The following is a 15,683-nucleotide window of genomic DNA, read 5'->3' as shown; positions in this document are numbered from 1 at the left end:
ATTACACGCCCTCCTGTAGCAACCAGTTTTTGATAACTGGGACGGATTTAGTAGATAGTACTACGTGGTCGGCATTTAGGATGTCGTAGACACTTAGGTATTTCGCACCAATGAGGCGGACGTCCTGTAGGTTTGAAGTTGCACGGATCAATTCCGGTGACTTCTCTGCTGCTTCTACGACGATCAATACGCGACGGTTTAGCTTATGGGAAGCAAGAATCTTTGCAACTTCAGCAGTTTTGCCAGTTGTCTTGATGTCTAGTACGGTTACTTTTTTAGCCTCGTTAGACAAAGTCAACGCTTGGCGAAGAGCAACACGCTTGCTTGTTTTACTCAATTTCTTTGAGTAGTTTTCGTTGCCGCTAGGACCAAACACGACACCACCATGGCGCCAGATTGGGTTACGAGACGAACCGAAGCGAGCGCGGCCGGTGCCTTTTTGCTTCCACGGCTTCTTGCCACCACCGCTAACTAGACCGCGAGTAAGCGTTGTAGCGCTTGCAGTACGGTTGTTTGCTAGGTATGAATCGTAAGCCAGTTTTAGCAACTCGTGGTTTGTCACCTCGACGTTGAATACTTCTTTTGGCAGGGTTGCAGCCTTAGCAGCTGCTGGTTTAGTAGTTTCAGCCATTATGCCTTACCTCCTATGATCACCAAGCCTTTGTTGGGGCCAGGTACGGCACCCTTGAGCCCAATCAGGTTATTAGTCTGATCGACGTAGGCGACGGTTAGGTTCTTGACCGTTACGCGGTCGTGACCCATGCGGCCAGCCATACGTTTGCCCTTAAAGACCTTTTGTGGGTACATAGACCCGATCGAACCAGGTTTACGCACGTTACCGTTGCCGCCGTGCGTTTTTTTACTGGTGTTAAAGTTGTGTCGCTTGACCGTTCCGGCGAAGCCTTTGCCCTTGCTGATTCCGGTTGCGTCTACGACGTCGCCTAGTGCAAACTGGCTGACATCGATAGCATCACCGACTTTCAGATCTTCGGGTAGGTCTTCAACGCGAAATTCCCGAATTGTCTTCGGGGTCACTTGAGCTGGTTTGGTGTGTCCAGCAACGGCCTTGCTCAGGTTCTTACCCTCACCATATGCCACTTGAACTGCGTTGTAGCCGTCGGTTTCGACAGACTTGACCTGAGTCACAGTCACAGGGCCAGCTTGAATCAATGTTACTGGAGTAGCAACACCATCTTTGCTGATGATTTGGGTCATACCAATTTTGGTACCGAGAAGTGCTTTCATAGCGCTTTGCTCCCATTTAAAACCTCCGGTGGCGAGTAGTATCTGTCGGTTTTACCCTTTAGACTTGCTCATTCACGCGGAAGCGAGTTTTTATTACGTAATAAGTTACCGATTCAATATAGCACAAAAATAGAGGTGGGTCAAGAGTCTTTTATCTGTTGGAGTATTAATAATTGAGGGCATATTCTAAGCATTGCTTAACAATTTTTATGCTAAAATACTTTTCGTGTCTTGACCAAATTCGGCCAAAACAAGCACATTATGGATCACTCCATTGCATATTAGGAGCAGTCTGATGACTCACCCATTCAGCGCTTGTAACGAGAACTGTCCTACGCCGGTCTGGTGTATAGACAAGGGCTGCGTGCATACTTTTGCGACCAGCGCCGAGCGCCACGATCAAGAGCCGGATGATTTCATCTGCCCGGAGGACATAGCCTGCGATTCGCAAGAAATTTGCGACAGCATAGGCTTCTGCCGCAAGCAGCTGGTTCACCCCACGGAGACCGCTTGGTATCAGCGAATCCGACGGCTTGGTGACATCATCGGTTATCACCAGATATGGCTTTTGTCTGGGAATATTGACGACATTTGTATCGTTGACCAGTGGCTTAACCTAAAGTGCGAACCGACAACCGACGAAAAATTGCGCATGTTGGCTGCTGACAGGTGGCTCACGTACGTGCAAGCCAGAAAAGGCATTAGTTTTGCCCGTTCTTGGTTTATAGGCAATAATTTCTATGGATTTCCCGCGTATGTCGCTCTTCGCGACGACATGTTCGCCCTATTGGAAGAGTCGGCAAAAGAGTGTGTGGGATCCACGATATCATAGCTCGCATGGTAGGGCCTGCTGGGGTTTCTCTGATTGAGACCTCGGTAGGCCCACCTGCGGGCTTTTTCATTTGTTACAATAGTGCTAGTGCTCAAAATAAAACTAAAAAGCAGACGAATCTTCTATATCTCGATTTTAATTTCTGTATTGCTTTTTGCCGGGTCATTTAGCGGTGTTACCTATTACGGCAATGAACTTATCACCAAGCAGCAAATAAAATCTCAAACCGAACTCGCAAAGCTCGATAAAACGATTGCAGATATAAAATCTAAAAAAATAGCTGAAAAGGCAGCTGCAGATAAAAAAGCGGCGGATGATGCTGCCGCAAGGAAAGCTGCCGAGACAAAAGCGACTGCTGAGACTGCTCTCAAGACGCAACATGATCAGGCTGCTACGCCCAATTGTGCAATTAGCGGTGCGCACGGCAACCCGGACCAGATTGATGTCTTGATAAACAAAAAGCACTGTTTTAGCCCCATTGATTTCGCACCAAGCGACATCGTGTACTATCAGGGCTACCCTGTGAGTAATAAAATATATTCGCATTTAGTTTCGATGCTTGATGCAGCAGCATCATCGGGAGAAGTTATCGGACTTACCAGTGCGTATCGTTCGTATAGTAACCAATTGATTACCTATAACAAATGGGTGGCAGTCAACGGTAGTACGGCGGCTGCAGATACGGTCAGCGCTCGACCAGGCTATAGTGAGCATCAATCTGGTTTCGCGGTCGACCTAGATGCTGATAATACCTGTAATCTCGAATGTTTTGCAAAGAGCTCTCAATACGTATGGATGAAAGCGCATGCAGCTGATTATGGATTCGTTCAACGGTATCAATCGGGTTACGAAAGTTTCACCGGCTACAATGCAGAGGCGTGGCATTGGCGTTATGTTGGATCAACAGTAGCTACGGATATGAAGGCAAAAGGAATACATACACTTGAACAATATTGGGGCATTAGTGGCGGAGGCTACTAGAGTACTATACCCGCGGGTACGAAGTAGCTGATAATCATGACGACGAGTAACACTGCAAACCAAATTTTACGATTGTATTGATCGCGCTCAAACAACTTTATAATCGTGACTGCTATCAGTGCGCCTAGCGGAAATGCCGCTAGCGGCAAGCCGTTCCAGCTGAGAGGGGTCGTGAACTTAAGCCACAACGTACCGAGGATGACCACGACAACAAGTTTTAGGAAATAGACACCGTCGCCCTCTTGGAGCTGAGGCATGGCTCGTCTGCGTGGGCGGTTGCGGGCATAGGTACGGTGGCGTTGTTTTCGTATGTTTGTTTGAGTCATTTTTTATATGATAGCATAAGTTTTATATAATTAAGTGTTCTTGTATGACCAAGAACCAAGTCACCTCTTTTTGTATCGACAAAAAGAGTCAAAAAGCTCGTGACGGCTTCACGTCGCGACAAAAAGCTCCGTCTCCCGTCTTGGTCAGCTGCGGAACTCGCGCCGACAGGCGCTACTGTCGGGCTCAAACATCCTCGCTGAACCAGGACGGCACACGTCACTTTTTCCGGACGTTGCAGATGTCACATTAAGGATTTTGATTAATAATTCGCAGCTTTGCTGCGTAAAAACTACAGCCAAACCGTGACATCTGCAGGCACCCGAGGCTGGCGGAATGACAAGAACGGAGTCATTCGCGAGGACGTGTCGCGAATCCGTAACTAAAATCAATATTCGCGACTGCCCTTTAGGGTATTCCGCAGCGACCGTTTTTGTCGTTTCGTCGGTCACGGCGTGGCGAAGCCGTCACAAAGCTTTTTGCTTCTTTTTGACGACACAAAAAGAAGGACCTTTGATACTTTGGGTCTCCAAAGTATATTTCGGTGCTTAAATCACAAGAACAAAAAAGAGCCCTTCCGGGCTCCCTTTCTCGTAACCAATAAATTACATTCGGATTTCTGCATCAACACCAGCTGGCAAGCTGAGGTTTTGCAGACTGTCGATAGTCTTTGGCGTCGCGTTGGTGATGTCGATCAGGCGCTTGTGTACGCGCATCTCGAAGCTTTCACCACCTGTTTTGTAGACGTGTGGTGATTTGACCACAGTGTACGTACTACGACGCGTAGGAAGTGGCACAGGACCGGCAATAGTTGCACCGGTACGTATAGCCGTGTCGATGATTTGTTTTGCTGATTGGTCGATGACCTTGTGATCATAGGCCTTAAGTCGGATGCGGATTCGCAATCCTTCTGGTTTTGCATCTGCCATGAGATACTCCTTCGTGCTATACCGTAACCTTGAGCTGGTGTTGCAGAGAGCCCATTAGCATCTATCGATCAGGCCGAAACTTTAGCAGCCAGTGCTTTTCCGTCGGTCTTATCGTGACAAGGTGTACCTAGATGGTACGTCGCGAAGCGAAAAACAGATGTAAAGTGCCGGACCTAAAGTTTTTAGGTGATTTGATAGATGTTAATGTGCTCTCATTCGCTCACAGACAAGTTCTCGGTATGATTAATAATACGTTGGTTATTATAACCTCATCATTCGATAACTGCAATGCCCAAAAGGGAGTAGCTCCGTAACGATATATTGTATTTTATAGAGATTATGCTATAATATCATTACTGACGATATTCGTTTGAACTTTTCAGGAAGGAAGTGTGATGAGTCCGGTACGGGAATCAAAATTCACCGTCGCTCAGCTAGAACTAGCTAACTGGCTGGTTCAACAGGCAGTGTCGCCGTTCAGTAGTAACCCCTTTGTTTCGCGGACGGGTATACCCAAAGAAATCGTTGAGCATAGCACGGCAAGCGACGCCGACTACACGTTGGCTGCGAGCATCGCAACCACCGCTTCAGCCGGGCATTACGTACTGTATTTACCTGAGTATGGGCACTTCTTTTTCCAGCCCAAGACCACTTCTTTTCCGGTCTACAAGTCCCCCGCCTAGTATCGATCTCGACACCCCGTCGCCATCGGTGCGGCGGGGTTTTATTTGTGCTGGGATTTGGCGTGCTTTCATTATATATATTTTATGTTATAATAATCATAGGCAAACTTCGAGGCTAAGGAAGTACCGTGAATCGGTTATTCAGAGGTTTTTTTGAATCCATCGAGAGAAAAAGACACTATAAAGAAGTTGCTCGTACATTTAGAGTGGTGGCTGATCAGCTAGAGACCTTCAGTATTAAAGCCGAACAAGTAACCGTTGTAGCAGTGCCGTATTATGGCAAGCCCGACACTGCACTACTGTGTTATTTGGAGCGACACTTGGGTGCTGAAGTTAACTGGGACATAAGTAAACAATTACTCATTGCCCGGCGTTAAGCAGTAAGCCACCCACAAACCCGCAGTCCTTGACTCGCGGGTTTTTCTTTTGCCAGACACATCTTTGAAATCATTGTATAATTAGTATAGAAGTACCTTACACCCTACCGTTCGAAAGGACTCAGCATGTCGTCTAGTGATCTGGAGGTGCGTTCAAGCAAACTTGAAACAATCCGTCAGGAACTCCGTAAGTACCTCGAAAGTTGTCTTAGGATGAAGAACCGCTCTCACTTCAATATTCAGTTTGAAGCACCGATTCAGCTGACTTCATCCGAAGAAAGGGCTATGAAGAGGCAGATTGATGCGTCTCATGGCGACCTTTTTGTCATCGACATGACATTTTTACCAAAGCGACGACGCCGCGGATCAACTGTGACGCATATTTCAATCAAGGCGAATCGCAGACGAATCCCTTTACGACGATAGGACAACTACGTAGCCTCGCACACCTATGATACAGAGCGTCGTCCTATGGTAGCGAGGCTCTGTTCTTGCCTAAACATATAAAAAGAGCTACCTTGGGCAGCTCTTTTTATAGTGTAGCTAGATTATTTAGTAATCTTAGTTACGACACCAGCACCAACGGTGCGACCACCTTCGCGGATAGCGAAGCGTAGACCGTCTTCCATGGCGATAGGTGCAAGAAGCTTAACGTTGAAGGTAACAGTGTCACCAGGCATGACCATTTCTTTGTCAGCTGGTAGCTCAACTTCACCGGTAACGTCAGTTGTACGGAAGTAGAACTGTGGCTTGTAACCCTTGCTAAATGGAGTGTGGCGACCGCCTTCTTCCTTTTTAAGGATGTACACTTCAGCTGAGAACTCAGTGTGAGGTGTAATCGTACCAGGCTTAGCAACGACCTGACCGCGTTCAATTTGTTCGCGCTCAATACCGCGGAGCAATAGGCCGGCGTTGTCACCAGCTTGACCTTGGTCAAGGTTCTTTTTGAATGCTTCGATGCCAGTAACGACAGACTTCTGAGTTGGTTTGATACCAACGATTTCGATCTCGTCGTTTAGCTTAACGATACCCTGCTCAATACGGCCGGTAGCAACAGTACCACGACCCTTGATTGAGAATACGTCTTCGATTGGCATTAGGAATGGCTTGTCTAGCTCGCGGACAGGCTCTTCGATGTAATCGTCGAGAGCTTTAACTAGTTCCATGATTGCATCTTCAGAAGCAGCGTCGCCTTCGAGAGCCTTAGTAGCAGAACCCTTGATGATAGGAGCGTTGTCGCCATCGTAACCATTCTTGGTTAGGAGTTCGCGAACGTCCATCTCTACGAGCTCAACTAGTTCTGGGTCAGCGAGGTCCATCTTGTTTAGGAAAACAACGATACGAGGAACGTTGACCTGGTGTGCAAGAAGTACGTGCTCACGAGTCTGTGGAAGTGGACCGTCGTTAGCAGCAACCACAAGGATTGCGCCGTCGATTTGAGCAGCACCAGTAATCATGTTTTTGACGTAGTCGGCGTGACCAGGCATGTCTACGTGTGCGTAGTGACGTGCTTCTGACTCGTATTCCTGGTGAGAAGAAGCGATGGTAATACCACGTGCTCGCTCTTCTGGAGCGTTGTCAATTTGGTCGTATGCGATTGGTTTGTTTACTTCGCTAGGAAGCTTCTTTGCAAGAACGGCAGTGATAGCTGCTGTTAGGGTTGTTTTACCGTGGTCAACGTGACCCATGGTACCAACGTTGACGTGCGGCTTAGTTCGATCGAAATCTGCCATCTGAGATGTATCTCCTTGGTTATTTATAATTTTCGCGCACAATCAGAGCACTGACTATGCGACGTATGATGCTGATTATACATGGATATTAGAGGTAAGTAAAGAGCAGAGTTGAAGTGTTTCGGCCTCTCTCTGGCGGTACTAGGCGGCAGGCTTGAGGTTTACTGCGTTTTGGCTGAATCTTGGTAGTGTGTGGCGGATGGTGCGGATACGATAGTTGTTGGGGTCTCGATCAAGAAGTGCGTCAACGGCTCCCTTTGGAAATTCAGGTCCGGAAGCATGCGATCCCAGCGGCCTAGCGGTGTCTATGCGACATTGTATGTCTTGTTCGTATGAGTTGCTATATGACTGAGACGACCGAAGTGTATTTACTAAATGGTCTTTGGCGGATTGTAGATAAATAATACCGCCTCTTATTTCATTGCCGGCTTCACGAAGGTCAAGTCGCTCTACGTCTTCATTATGCATAAAAAGGATTTCGTCTTTACCTGCACTAAAGTGCATTCGAGCACCAGCGGCATATCGTTCCTTTACCTCAGCGTCTGTTACTTCGGGAGCGTGAGCTAACTGACCCTTGTTTTCTATGTTCGATATCATCCGGTAAAACCTAGCGGTAGAATATGTCACTGGCAATACGGCTCCGAGTCCCATTGCTAGCTTTGTACCGTTACTAAGATCTTTTTTACCCGAAAGTGCACTGTCTAGTACTAGTCTGTCAATCTCACCGAACTCTTTGTGAAATTCTGGATCTGAAAATAATTTCGAAACTAATAATCCACCCATAGACAAGGCGTATATGCGAGCTGGCCGATGACCGTCGAGTGCGCGTGCTTTTAACCATTCTTCACGGATTGAATCAAGCGAAAAGCCTCTTTCGGGGTGAACGGCATAATGAGTCGTGCCCATTTGTTCAAAATGTCGGTCGAGGTTTTTACCCAGTATGGCGCCGTCGGCATGATAGCCGGGCACAGTAAACGTAGCGTACTCGCCGTTACGTATGTTACTGATGACTGATGCTTTGTCCGACCCTTTGACACGATCGTCGGCTGTTGCCTTTGCCTCTGCTACGAGTAGCGCGACTGAAAAAGCACCCAAGAGGGTGCCCGCCGTTGCTAAACGCTCTGTTGTGTTGATTTTTTCATGAGTCATGATGGCCCAAAACTCCTTTCGAACCACATTTAGCACTTTTTTAGGTCGATATGTCGTCCACCTCTGGTATACACCTAAATCAAAGGTATTGCAATGGCTTTTTTGCACAATTCTGGATTTTTGCCCAGAATGGACATATAGAAGCTGGTGCAGATACCTTTGATTAATGTCGTGTCTAAAGTGATCAGATACGAAAGGCGCGCGTTATTTCTTGCGCTTCTCGATGATTTCCTGCGCAACATTTGGCGGAACTTCTTCGTAGTCGGCAAGCTCCATGGTAGAAGCCGCACGGCCTTGGCTCATAGAACGGATGTCGTTAGTGTAGCCAAACATTTCGGCAAGCGGAACCATGGCACGGACGAGCTTAGCGCCACCTTGTAGGTCTTCCATGGCTTCGATTCGGCCACGGCGTGAGTTAAGGTCGCCAATCACGTCACCCATGAATTCTTCAGGAGTAGTAACTTCGACGCGCATAACAGGCTCGAGTAGCACAGGTTTTGCCTTCGGGATGCCTTCGCGTACGGCCAAGATTGCAGCAAGGTTAAAGGCAAGTTCAGATGAGTCGACATCGTGATAGCTACCGTCGTAAAGAGTCGCTTTGACGCCAATCATTGGGTAGCCAGCCATAACGCCGCCAGCTAGCGTATCGCGAACACCCTTTTCAACAGCTGATCGGTATTCCTGTGGGACAACACCACCCTTGATGGCGTCTACAAATACAAAGTCTTCGCCTTCTTCGTTTGGCTCGAAACGAATCCAAACATCACCGTACTGACCACGTCCACCAGTTTGCTTGGCATGCTTACCTTGCGCTTCTGTGGTGCCGCGAATTGTTTCACGGAAGGCTACTTGTGGTTCACCCACGTTTGCTTCAACCTTAAATTCACGCTTCATGCGGTCAATTAGAATGTCGAGGTGTAGCTCACCCATACCAGACATAATAGTTTGGTTGGTTTCTTCATCGGTGTGGATTCGGAAGGTTGGGTCTTCTTCTGCAAGACGCTGCAAAGCGATACCCATTTTTTCCTGGTCGGCTTTAGTCTTTGGTTCGACGGCGATTGACACCGGTGGTTCTGGAAATGTAATGCTCTCAAGTGTGATTGGGTTTGCTGCGTCGCATAGAGTGTGACCAGTAAAGGTGCCCTTAAGGCCTACGACAGCCGCGATATCGCCAGCGCTGATGCCGTCGATATCTTCTCGTTTGTCGGCATGCATACGAACAACACGTCCAATGCGCTCTTTTTCGCCAGTAGTAGTGTTTAGTACGTATGAACCAGCAGCTAATTTGCCGCTATATACACGGACGAAGATAAGACGTCCGACAAATGGGTCTGTCGCAATTTTGAATGCCAAAGCGGCAAGAGGTTCTTTGTCGTCAGCTTGGCGTTCAATGACATCCCCAGTTTTTGGGTTGGTACCGTGTACGGCGCCGACGTCAAGTGGACTTGGCAAGAAATCAACTACAAGGTCAAGAACCTTTTCGACGATAACGCCACGGCCATCACCACCGGTGACTAGGTAGAAGTCGCCAGCTAGGACGCGCTTACGAAGTGCGCTCCTGAGTTCTTCAACGCTGATTGACTCTTCACCCTTTTCGAGGAATCGTTCGAACAACTCGTCGTCGGCTTCGACGGCAGCTTCAACTAACAGGCTGCGAGCATTCTTTGCCTTTTCGAGCATATCGGCAGGGATTTCACCGACGATAAGTTCGTGGTCAGTAAAATCGTTATATGTGTAGGCTTTCATGTCTACAAGATCTACAACACCGTTGATTTCTTTTTCAAAACCGATTGGCAAGTGGATAGGCAGCGCATGTTTGCTTAAGCGGTTGTGAATACTGTCGAGTGATTTATAAAAGTCGCCACCGATTTGGTTGATCTTGTTGATAAAGCAGATACGAGGCACGCCGTACTTGTTTGCTTGGCGCCAAACAGTTTCTGTCTGTGCTTCAACGCCCATTTTACCGTCAAAGACAGTTACGGCGCCGTCTAGCACGCGTAGTGAACGCTCTACTTCGGCAGTAAAGTCAATGTGACCAGGTGTGTCGATGATATTGATCTTGTGGTCTTTCCAGAATGCAGTGACGGCAGCAGATGTAATCGTGATACCGCGTTCACGTTCTTGTGCCATCCAGTCGGTTGTTGTTTCACCTTCGTGAACAGCACCAATCTTGTGGCTTAGTCCGGTTCGGTACAAAATACCTTCGGTTGTAGTAGTCTTGCCGGCGTCGATGTGTGCAATGATACCGATGTTACGAAAGTCCTCTAAAGGGACGTTTTTTGCTGCCATGATAACGATTATTCCTCTGTTGTTACGTATTATTTGCTATTTTAAATCATAAAAAATAGCGCTCTAGGGGTATTTTAGCAGATTTCGAGGGTATATGCTAGTTCTCAATCTGATAAGTCTGTTCGAAAAATGAGATGATCGACCGGAGCGACTCGTTGTCTAGCCCAACTTCTCGGCCGTATTCCCATAAATCCGCATTTCTGTTCGCTCTGTCAGAGTCTGAGTTTACGGTTGTGTTGGCGATAAATTGCATTTCTATAAGGTGTGAAACATTCGTTAAAACATCAGACAAGTCGTCTTCATCTTCGTTTACGCCAAGTATTTCCTTTGCTATCTCTATAATCATCCATCTCCGCGAACGTTCGTACTCGAATTGCGACAAGGTATCCAAAGCTTCTTCGATGTAGTCGTTAAATAACGGGTACTGGTATCTTCGTTTTTCTCCCGGTGTCACGTCATCGAAGAAACGTATCCATTCAGGGCTGAGTTTATAGTGAACTTGAAACGTCGCCAGTAGCTTCATCTTCATTTCATCGACGTCTAAATCTTCGTCACTAAATTCTTCAGGGTTCGTTGTGACATATATGAGCATCGTCGCGTAATTGAATAGTTTCGTCTGATATTCTCGTTCTTCGTAGTAGTCTTTAAGTATTGCGAGTGAGGCTTCACATAAAGCGTCGTCGTCGAGACCTTCGGGCGACCATCGCAGCTCCTCAATTTTCGCGTCTTGGCGTGAGCGCACGTATTCTAGAAACAGTTCAGTCTCGCGATCTTCATCAAAGTCGATAACTCGCGGCATATTGTATTCATCAAAGCGTTGATAAAGGCCATCCATAATCTCGTCCGCTTTAACCTTGGTACGGGCATTTAGTTCGTCTTGTTCGATTTGCTGCGCATTAAAAACAGCCCATTCGTCATCAATAGACCATTCATCATCAGGCTTATTGTTGCCCGGTTCTCCAATGTGCTCCCCTGAAAGGCTCATACGTCATCTATACAGGATGCTTCGTTTTAATGCAATATAATCGCCTAGCATGCCGTATACTTAATATATGTATAAGAAATATAACAACAAACTATGGTGTTTCTCTCCTCCGGTCATGCTGGCGACGCTTCTCATTGAATTTTCTCTAGCGTTTTACACGTTATGGCGCTATAAAATGACGACTGTGTCGCGTCTTGTCACGTCAATATTAGTTGGGCTCGGAGTATTTCAGCTCGCAGAATATATGATATGCGGCGGATTGGGTCTGGGGCATGTTGAATGGGTGCGAACAGGATATGTCGCAATCACCGTGCTACCGGCACTAGGACTGCATTTAGTCACTACTCTCGGCAAGGCTAATAAGTCTATGCGATCACTTGTGTGGTTGGCATACGGTACGGCTGCGGCATACGTGGCGTACTTTGTTATAGGTGTCGACACCGTAGTCAGTCGAGAGTGCGCTCCAAATTATGCTATTTTTGACGTTCATGGCTTCGGTGCGCTGTGGTATGCCGTATATTACTATGGCTGGCTACTGGTGACTGTATTTCTTGCCGCAATATTGGCAAAACGAAATAAAAAATCAGCAGCTGCTCTCACATGGACATCGGCCGGCTACTCGGCTTTCATCGTACCAACAACGTTCGCGAATATCGTTGATCCATCCACACTGGCCGCAATTCCATCGATCATGTGTGGTTTCGCTGTGTTACTCGCCCTTGTGCTAGTATGGCGCGTGTTGCCACTAGCGAAAGTTCCTGTCAATAAGTCCACCGCAAGGGTCTTTCGCAAAGCATGAGACGAGCCATCCACGCGTTTGACAGAGTTGTAGGTCACTGGATTACAGATTTGCCATCGTGGATGCACCCCGTCATGCACTTATTTAGCTGGATTGGCGAACCGCCGGTCACTGTTGGTGTCGCAGCTATCGCGTTCGGGTACGGCTTTGCTTTAGACAAGCCGCTCTATGAGACTGCTGGTATCATCGCCTTCGTCACGATAGCCTTCGGCAGTTTACTCAAGCTCGTTTTACGCAGGCGACGACCAATAACCGACTACTCAAAAAATATGTTTATCAAAACATTTAGTTTTCCAAGTGGCCATGCCGCAGGTTCGTTAGTCAGCTTCATTATGGCGGCGCTCATCATAGGCAACAGGTGGCCAGAGCTTACTATCGCCGCGTGGGCGGTAGCGCTTGTCGTGTGCTTTATGATTGGCGTCTCGCGCGTTTACCTAGGGGCTCACTACGTGAGCGACATCATCGGCGGATGGATCATCGGTGTAATCGGTCTCGCCTTTGTTATAGACATGTTTATTTAACGATAGTTCGTAAAGCTTGTCACGAAGTCAAAATCAGCTGCGCGGACAGCTGTCATCACAGCCTGCAAGTCGTCTTTGCTGCCGCTCGTTACTCGTACGGCTTCGCCTTGAATCTGCGGTTTAACCTTTGGAAATTTCTCACGTATAAGCGCAGAGACTTTCTTGGCTTTGTCTTGGTCTAATCCTTCGACAAAGGGCACTTCTTTAGTCGCCTTGAGGTTGCTTTCATTTACGTTCTTACTGAGGTCAAGAACCTTACTGCTGATGTCGCGCGCAGATAGCTTCTTTCGAACAATGTCGATGACAGCATCAACTTGCCATTTATTGCTTCCTATAACTTTGAAGCCTTTTTTGTCAGCCAGCCATTCAATACTGGCTGGTGAACCCTTGAAGTCGTAGCGATTTGCGATTTCTCGCTCTACCTGCTGGTATACGTTGTTCATTTCGGCTTTGTCGTATTCCGAAACTATATCAAAACTAAATGTTGCCATATCTATAAGTTTATCAGATTACCATTTGTTTGTTATACAATGGTACTAATCTGAACAAAGGAGCGCTATGTCGGAGCATGAGAACAGCACGAACCGTAAGTGGAGCATTGAGCGCGAGAGTATCGAGAGAACTCAGCGCAGAGAAATGATTGATCGCGTGCATGAGCTCGCCGCAGGCCCTGACTCGTCTTTACAAAAAACGAACGGCCTAATGGATAACTATAATATACACAAGCTCTCGACGCTTAATAAGACGGAGTTAGGGCTGGTACGGGCTGCACTCTTCAAAAATGGCCTGTTTCTCAGTTTTCACTTAGAGCACGAGGACATGCCGTTGCAACTAGATTTGTCTTTCGGTGGACGGCTTAGGTATATCCATATGCCAGTTGTAACAACCTGGCCATTAGTGCGCAACCAACGCTCGGAATTTGTCCACACTCGCGAATCCACGAATGCAAAGCAAGAAGATATTCTACGAAATTCGCTGACATCTCTTATAAGCAAAGCTACCGAAATTGTAGAACTCGAGGCCAGTGGTGATACACCATGGCAACATGCATACACGAAAATCGAAGTGTCTTCGTCGAGACGCACATCGGGAATCGTATACGACAGGCGGAACATCAAGCCAGAAGAATTCGGCATAAGCCCCAAAGACGGCGAACCATACCTGTAAAAGTTTCGTGGTACACTGAATTTATGAATAAAATAAGCAAAAAAGAAGAGCTAGACGTCGACGTACGCTTTTTATTGGCGAACGAACGCACGCTACTTGCCTGGGTGCGCACAGGCCTCACTATCGAAGCAGGCGGCATCGCATTAACGGCATTTCATCAGAATACACCGCTTCCTGGAATTCTAGTCTTATTTCTTGGCATTTTGGTTGCAGTCGTTGGCTACGGTCGTTATCGGATTACAGATAAAAGTATTCGTGCCGGGCATTTACCACCATCAGACGGAACAGCTGCCCTGCAGGTGTATGGCATTACTGTGCTAGCTGTCTTCATTGCACTTTTGCAGGTGACAATACTACGCTGAGTCATGGCATTTAACCATTACGCAAAGATAAAAAGAATTCTTTCGGACGAACCAGATGGCTGGTTCATACGCCGCATTGACGAACCGACGAAAGCCAAAAACTTCAAGGATGAAACGATTCACTACGATCATTACTACCGCATTTACCGCGCAGACGGCTCAGCCATCAAATATTGCAAGTTTCAAAAAATCGACAAGCTCGCCCAAATCCTTGACGTACCGGTAGAGTCGCTGCCGGTCGTTTCTGTATGATTATCCTCAGTTTCACTCCCTCTGCCTCTCTATAATATATATGTATAAGAGTATGTTTATCCCACGGAGTACGTGGGCACAAAGGAGGTTATACATGGCAAATATACAAAAATACGATCCGTTCGCCGACATGGAAGCGTTGCAGCGACAATTTTTTAGCAATGATTGGTTGAGTCCGCTTAGCGGTGTAAATTTACCGACCACCGACGTATATACAGACGGCAATGATTTGATCGTAGAGGCGCACTTGCCTCATTTTGAGCAAGACGACGTGACTGTCCAGGTCGACAACGGCGCGCTTGTAGTGTCGGCACAACGCCACGAAAAAGAAGAGCATAAAGGGCGAAAATACGTCGTGCACGAAAGCAGTAGTACCTTTTATAGGCGCATCCAGCTACCCCAGCGAGCCGACGCCGATAAAATCGACGCCCAGCTGGAAAATGGCGTGCTAAAAGTAAAAGTACCGCTCACGCCCCTACCCGAGCCAAAGAAGATTTCGGTAAAGAGTAAGAAATGATTTCATACAAAAATCTCCGCACGTGTAGGCGGAGATTTTTGAAGTTGCGGACATAATTATCCGCGGGCAAAGTGTGCAAACGCGCGGTTTGCTTCTGCCATTTTGTGAGTGTCTTCCTTCTTTTTGAAGGCAGCACCGGCTTCGTTGTATGCATCAACGATTTCAGCGGCTAGGCGCTTTTCGTATGGCATGCCACTGCGCTTGCGAGCTGATTGAACCAACCAGCTGAAAGCGAAGTGTAGTTGACGATGACCTTGGATGGCGAATGGAATCTGGTAGTTGGCACCGCCGACACGACGAGATTTAACCTCGAAATTCGGGCTGACGTTTTTAAGTGCTTTTTCAAATACTTCCAGTGGCTCTTCACTGTTCAATTTCTTGGCAGCCTGCTCTAGTGCGCTGTAAACAGCACGTTCAGCAACGAGTTTCTTGCCATCTAGCATAGACTTGTTGATAAGTCGCTGCACAAGGATTGACTGGTATTTGCGGTCAGGTTTGAGCTCACGCTGGAGCTTCTTGGTGACTTTACGAGGCATTT

The 15,683-nt window shown here is 47.3% G+C and carries 22 protein-coding genes; 12 read left to right on the top strand and 10 right to left on the bottom strand.

Annotation, left to right across the window (positions count from 1 at the left end; genetic code table 11):
- Position 1: 1 nt before the first annotated feature.
- Positions 2–631 (bottom strand): 50S ribosomal protein L4, encoded by a 630-nt coding sequence (gene rplD, locus H6797_02815; protein ID USN95991.1) that lies wholly within the window; start codon positions 629–631, stop codon positions 2–4.
- Complete coding sequence (gene rplC / locus H6797_02810) at positions 631–1,245, bottom strand: 50S ribosomal protein L3 (protein ID USN95990.1); 615 nt, start codon at positions 1,243–1,245, stop codon at positions 631–633. The genes rplD and rplC overlap by 1 nt, the downstream gene beginning before the upstream one ends.
- Before the next feature lie 295 nt (positions 1,246–1,540).
- On the opposite strand from rplC, the gene H6797_02805 reads away from it, so the two are divergent.
- Together H6797_02805 and H6797_02800 are read left to right on the top strand one after the other, a co-directional pair.
- A complete protein-coding gene (locus H6797_02805; protein USN95989.1) occupies positions 1,541–2,077 on the top strand; it encodes a hypothetical protein in 537 nt (178 codons plus the stop codon).
- Positions 2,078–2,164: 87 nt separating this feature from the next.
- Entirely contained in the window at positions 2,165–3,058 is an 894-nt protein-coding gene (locus H6797_02800) for a M15 family metallopeptidase (GenBank protein ID USN95988.1), read from the top strand.
- Here H6797_02800 and H6797_02795 read toward each other — a convergent pair.
- Positions 3,055–3,384, bottom strand: a complete 330-nt coding sequence (locus tag H6797_02795) for a hypothetical protein (protein USN95987.1) — start codon at positions 3,382–3,384, stop codon at positions 3,055–3,057. The genes H6797_02800 and H6797_02795 overlap by 4 nt on opposite strands.
- Before the next feature lie 44 nt (positions 3,385–3,428).
- Here H6797_02795 and H6797_02790 point away from each other — a divergent pair, with 44 nt between their 5' ends.
- Positions 3,429–3,635 carry a hypothetical protein gene (locus tag H6797_02790; protein ID USN95986.1) on the top strand — a complete coding sequence of 69 codons (207 nt, stop codon included), beginning with the start codon at positions 3,429–3,431 and terminating at the stop codon, positions 3,633–3,635.
- Positions 3,636–3,987: 352 nt separating this feature from the next.
- Here H6797_02790 and rpsJ read toward each other — a convergent pair whose 3' ends face one another.
- Positions 3,988–4,311 carry a 30S ribosomal protein S10 gene (rpsJ, locus tag H6797_02785; protein USN95985.1) on the bottom strand — a complete coding sequence of 108 codons (324 nt, stop codon included), beginning with the start codon at positions 4,309–4,311 and terminating at the stop codon, positions 3,988–3,990.
- Positions 4,312–4,706: 395 nt separating this feature from the next.
- Here rpsJ and H6797_02780 point away from each other — a divergent pair, with 395 nt between their 5' ends.
- The 3 genes from H6797_02780 (at position 4,707) to H6797_02770 (ending at position 5,797) form a co-directional block, all read left to right on the top strand.
- On the top strand, positions 4,707–4,994 hold the full coding sequence (locus H6797_02780) for a hypothetical protein (protein USN95984.1): 288 nt from the start codon (positions 4,707–4,709) through the stop codon (positions 4,992–4,994).
- Between the two features lie 128 nt (positions 4,995–5,122).
- Positions 5,123–5,371 carry a hypothetical protein gene (locus H6797_02775; protein USN95983.1) on the top strand — a complete coding sequence of 83 codons (249 nt, stop codon included), beginning with the start codon at positions 5,123–5,125 and terminating at the stop codon, positions 5,369–5,371.
- Between the two features lie 126 nt (positions 5,372–5,497).
- Positions 5,498–5,797 (top strand): hypothetical protein, encoded by a 300-nt coding sequence (locus H6797_02770; GenBank protein ID USN97090.1) that lies wholly within the window; start codon positions 5,498–5,500, stop codon positions 5,795–5,797.
- 122 nt (positions 5,798–5,919) lie between these two features.
- Here the strand turns inward: H6797_02770 and tuf are convergent, their stop codons facing one another.
- The 4 genes from tuf to H6797_02750 all read right to left on the bottom strand — a co-directional run bounded on the left by tuf (position 5,920) and on the right by H6797_02750 (position 11,527).
- A complete protein-coding gene (gene tuf, locus H6797_02765; GenBank protein USN97089.1) occupies positions 5,920–7,104 on the bottom strand; it encodes an elongation factor Tu in 1,185 nt (394 codons plus the stop codon).
- Positions 7,105–7,245: 141 nt separating this feature from the next.
- The gene (locus H6797_02760; protein USN97088.1) at positions 7,246–8,253 is read right to left on the bottom strand and encodes a hypothetical protein; all 1,008 of its coding nucleotides are present in this window, start codon (positions 8,251–8,253) and stop codon (positions 7,246–7,248) included.
- Between the two features lie 204 nt (positions 8,254–8,457).
- Complete coding sequence (gene fusA, locus H6797_02755) at positions 8,458–10,542, bottom strand: elongation factor G (protein USN97087.1); 2,085 nt, start codon at positions 10,540–10,542, stop codon at positions 8,458–8,460.
- Between the two features lie 97 nt (positions 10,543–10,639).
- Positions 10,640–11,527, bottom strand: coding sequence for a hypothetical protein (locus tag H6797_02750; protein ID USN97086.1), 888 nt, complete (start codon positions 11,525–11,527; stop codon positions 10,640–10,642).
- Positions 11,528–11,594: 67 nt separating this feature from the next.
- On the opposite strand from H6797_02750, the gene H6797_02745 reads away from it, so the two are divergent.
- Both H6797_02745 and H6797_02740 read left to right on the top strand, forming a co-directional pair.
- Positions 11,595–12,326, top strand: a complete 732-nt coding sequence (locus tag H6797_02745) for a hypothetical protein (protein ID USN97085.1) — start codon at positions 11,595–11,597, stop codon at positions 12,324–12,326.
- Positions 12,323–12,847 (top strand): phosphatase PAP2 family protein, encoded by a 525-nt coding sequence (locus H6797_02740; protein ID USN97084.1) that lies wholly within the window; start codon positions 12,323–12,325, stop codon positions 12,845–12,847. The genes H6797_02745 and H6797_02740 overlap by 4 nt, the downstream gene beginning before the upstream one ends.
- Here H6797_02740 and H6797_02735 read toward each other — a convergent pair.
- Positions 12,844–13,338 carry a YajQ family cyclic di-GMP-binding protein gene (locus H6797_02735; protein ID USN97083.1) on the bottom strand — a complete coding sequence of 165 codons (495 nt, stop codon included), beginning with the start codon at positions 13,336–13,338 and terminating at the stop codon, positions 12,844–12,846. The two genes, H6797_02740 and H6797_02735, sit on opposite strands and share 4 nt — an antisense overlap.
- A gap of 67 nt (positions 13,339–13,405) precedes the next feature.
- Here H6797_02735 and H6797_02730 point away from each other — a divergent pair, with 67 nt between their 5' ends.
- From H6797_02730 to H6797_02715, 4 genes are all read left to right on the top strand, one after another.
- Positions 13,406–14,014, top strand: a complete 609-nt coding sequence (locus H6797_02730; GenBank protein ID USN97082.1) for a hypothetical protein — start codon at positions 13,406–13,408, stop codon at positions 14,012–14,014.
- Positions 14,015–14,037: 23 nt separating this feature from the next.
- Positions 14,038–14,376 carry a DUF202 domain-containing protein gene (locus tag H6797_02725; protein ID USN97081.1) on the top strand — a complete coding sequence of 113 codons (339 nt, stop codon included), beginning with the start codon at positions 14,038–14,040 and terminating at the stop codon, positions 14,374–14,376.
- A gap of 3 nt (positions 14,377–14,379) precedes the next feature.
- Positions 14,380–14,628, top strand: a complete 249-nt coding sequence (locus H6797_02720) for a hypothetical protein (protein USN97080.1) — start codon at positions 14,380–14,382, stop codon at positions 14,626–14,628.
- Positions 14,629–14,722: 94 nt separating this feature from the next.
- The gene (locus H6797_02715) at positions 14,723–15,145 is read left to right on the top strand and encodes an Hsp20/alpha crystallin family protein (protein USN97079.1); all 423 of its coding nucleotides are present in this window, start codon (positions 14,723–14,725) and stop codon (positions 15,143–15,145) included.
- Between the two features lie 56 nt (positions 15,146–15,201).
- Here the strand turns inward: H6797_02715 and rpsG are convergent, their stop codons facing one another.
- Positions 15,202–15,681: a 30S ribosomal protein S7 gene (gene rpsG / locus H6797_02710; protein USN97078.1), complete on the bottom strand. Its 480-nt coding sequence runs from the start codon at positions 15,679–15,681 to the stop codon at positions 15,202–15,204.
- Positions 15,682–15,683 lie beyond the last annotated feature (2 nt).

It is taken from the genome of Candidatus Nomurabacteria bacterium (genome assembly GCA_023898645.1).
Classification (GTDB): Bacteria; Patescibacteriota; Saccharimonadia; order Saccharimonadales; family Saccharimonadaceae; genus UBA2112.
This window is presented reverse-complemented; position numbering and strand designations above follow the sequence as displayed.

Excerpts from the sequence above, each read along its gene's own strand:
- H6797_02715 (USN97079.1), top strand. The coding sequence starts at position 14,723 with ATGGCAAATATACAAAAATACGATCCGTTCGCCGACATGGAAGCGTTG.
- H6797_02720 (USN97080.1), top strand. The coding sequence starts at position 14,380 with ATGGCATTTAACCATTACGCAAAGATAAAAAGAATTCTTTCGGACGAA.
- H6797_02780 (USN95984.1), top strand. The coding sequence starts at position 4,707 with ATGAGTCCGGTACGGGAATCAAAATTCACCGTCGCTCAGCTAGAACTA.
- H6797_02790 (USN95986.1), top strand. The coding sequence starts at position 3,429 with ATGACCAAGAACCAAGTCACCTCTTTTTGTATCGACAAAAAGAGTCAA.
- H6797_02795 (USN95987.1), bottom strand. The coding sequence starts at position 3,384 with ATGACTCAAACAAACATACGAAAACAACGCCACCGTACCTATGCCCGC.
- H6797_02760 (USN97088.1), bottom strand. The coding sequence starts at position 8,253 with ATGACTCATGAAAAAATCAACACAACAGAGCGTTTAGCAACGGCGGGC.
- rplC (USN95990.1), bottom strand. The coding sequence starts at position 1,245 with ATGAAAGCACTTCTCGGTACCAAAATTGGTATGACCCAAATCATCAGC.
- tuf (USN97089.1), bottom strand. The coding sequence starts at position 7,104 with ATGGCAGATTTCGATCGAACTAAGCCGCACGTCAACGTTGGTACCATG.
- rpsG (USN97078.1), bottom strand. The coding sequence starts at position 15,681 with ATGCCTCGTAAAGTCACCAAGAAGCTCCAGCGTGAGCTCAAACCTGAC.
- H6797_02735 (USN97083.1), bottom strand. The coding sequence starts at position 13,338 with ATGGCAACATTTAGTTTTGATATAGTTTCGGAATACGACAAAGCCGAA.
- H6797_02750 (USN97086.1), bottom strand. The coding sequence starts at position 11,527 with ATGAGCCTTTCAGGGGAGCACATTGGAGAACCGGGCAACAATAAGCCT.
- fusA (USN97087.1), bottom strand. The coding sequence starts at position 10,542 with ATGGCAGCAAAAAACGTCCCTTTAGAGGACTTTCGTAACATCGGTATC.
- rpsJ (USN95985.1), bottom strand. The coding sequence starts at position 4,311 with ATGGCAGATGCAAAACCAGAAGGATTGCGAATCCGCATCCGACTTAAG.
- H6797_02730 (USN97082.1), top strand. The coding sequence starts at position 13,406 with ATGTCGGAGCATGAGAACAGCACGAACCGTAAGTGGAGCATTGAGCGC.
- rplD (USN95991.1), bottom strand. The coding sequence starts at position 631 with ATGGCTGAAACTACTAAACCAGCAGCTGCTAAGGCTGCAACCCTGCCA.
- H6797_02770 (USN97090.1), top strand. The coding sequence starts at position 5,498 with ATGTCGTCTAGTGATCTGGAGGTGCGTTCAAGCAAACTTGAAACAATC.
- H6797_02745 (USN97085.1), top strand. The coding sequence starts at position 11,595 with ATGTATAAGAAATATAACAACAAACTATGGTGTTTCTCTCCTCCGGTC.
- H6797_02805 (USN95989.1), top strand. The coding sequence starts at position 1,541 with ATGACTCACCCATTCAGCGCTTGTAACGAGAACTGTCCTACGCCGGTC.
- H6797_02725 (USN97081.1), top strand. The coding sequence starts at position 14,038 with ATGAATAAAATAAGCAAAAAAGAAGAGCTAGACGTCGACGTACGCTTT.
- H6797_02740 (USN97084.1), top strand. The coding sequence starts at position 12,323 with ATGAGACGAGCCATCCACGCGTTTGACAGAGTTGTAGGTCACTGGATT.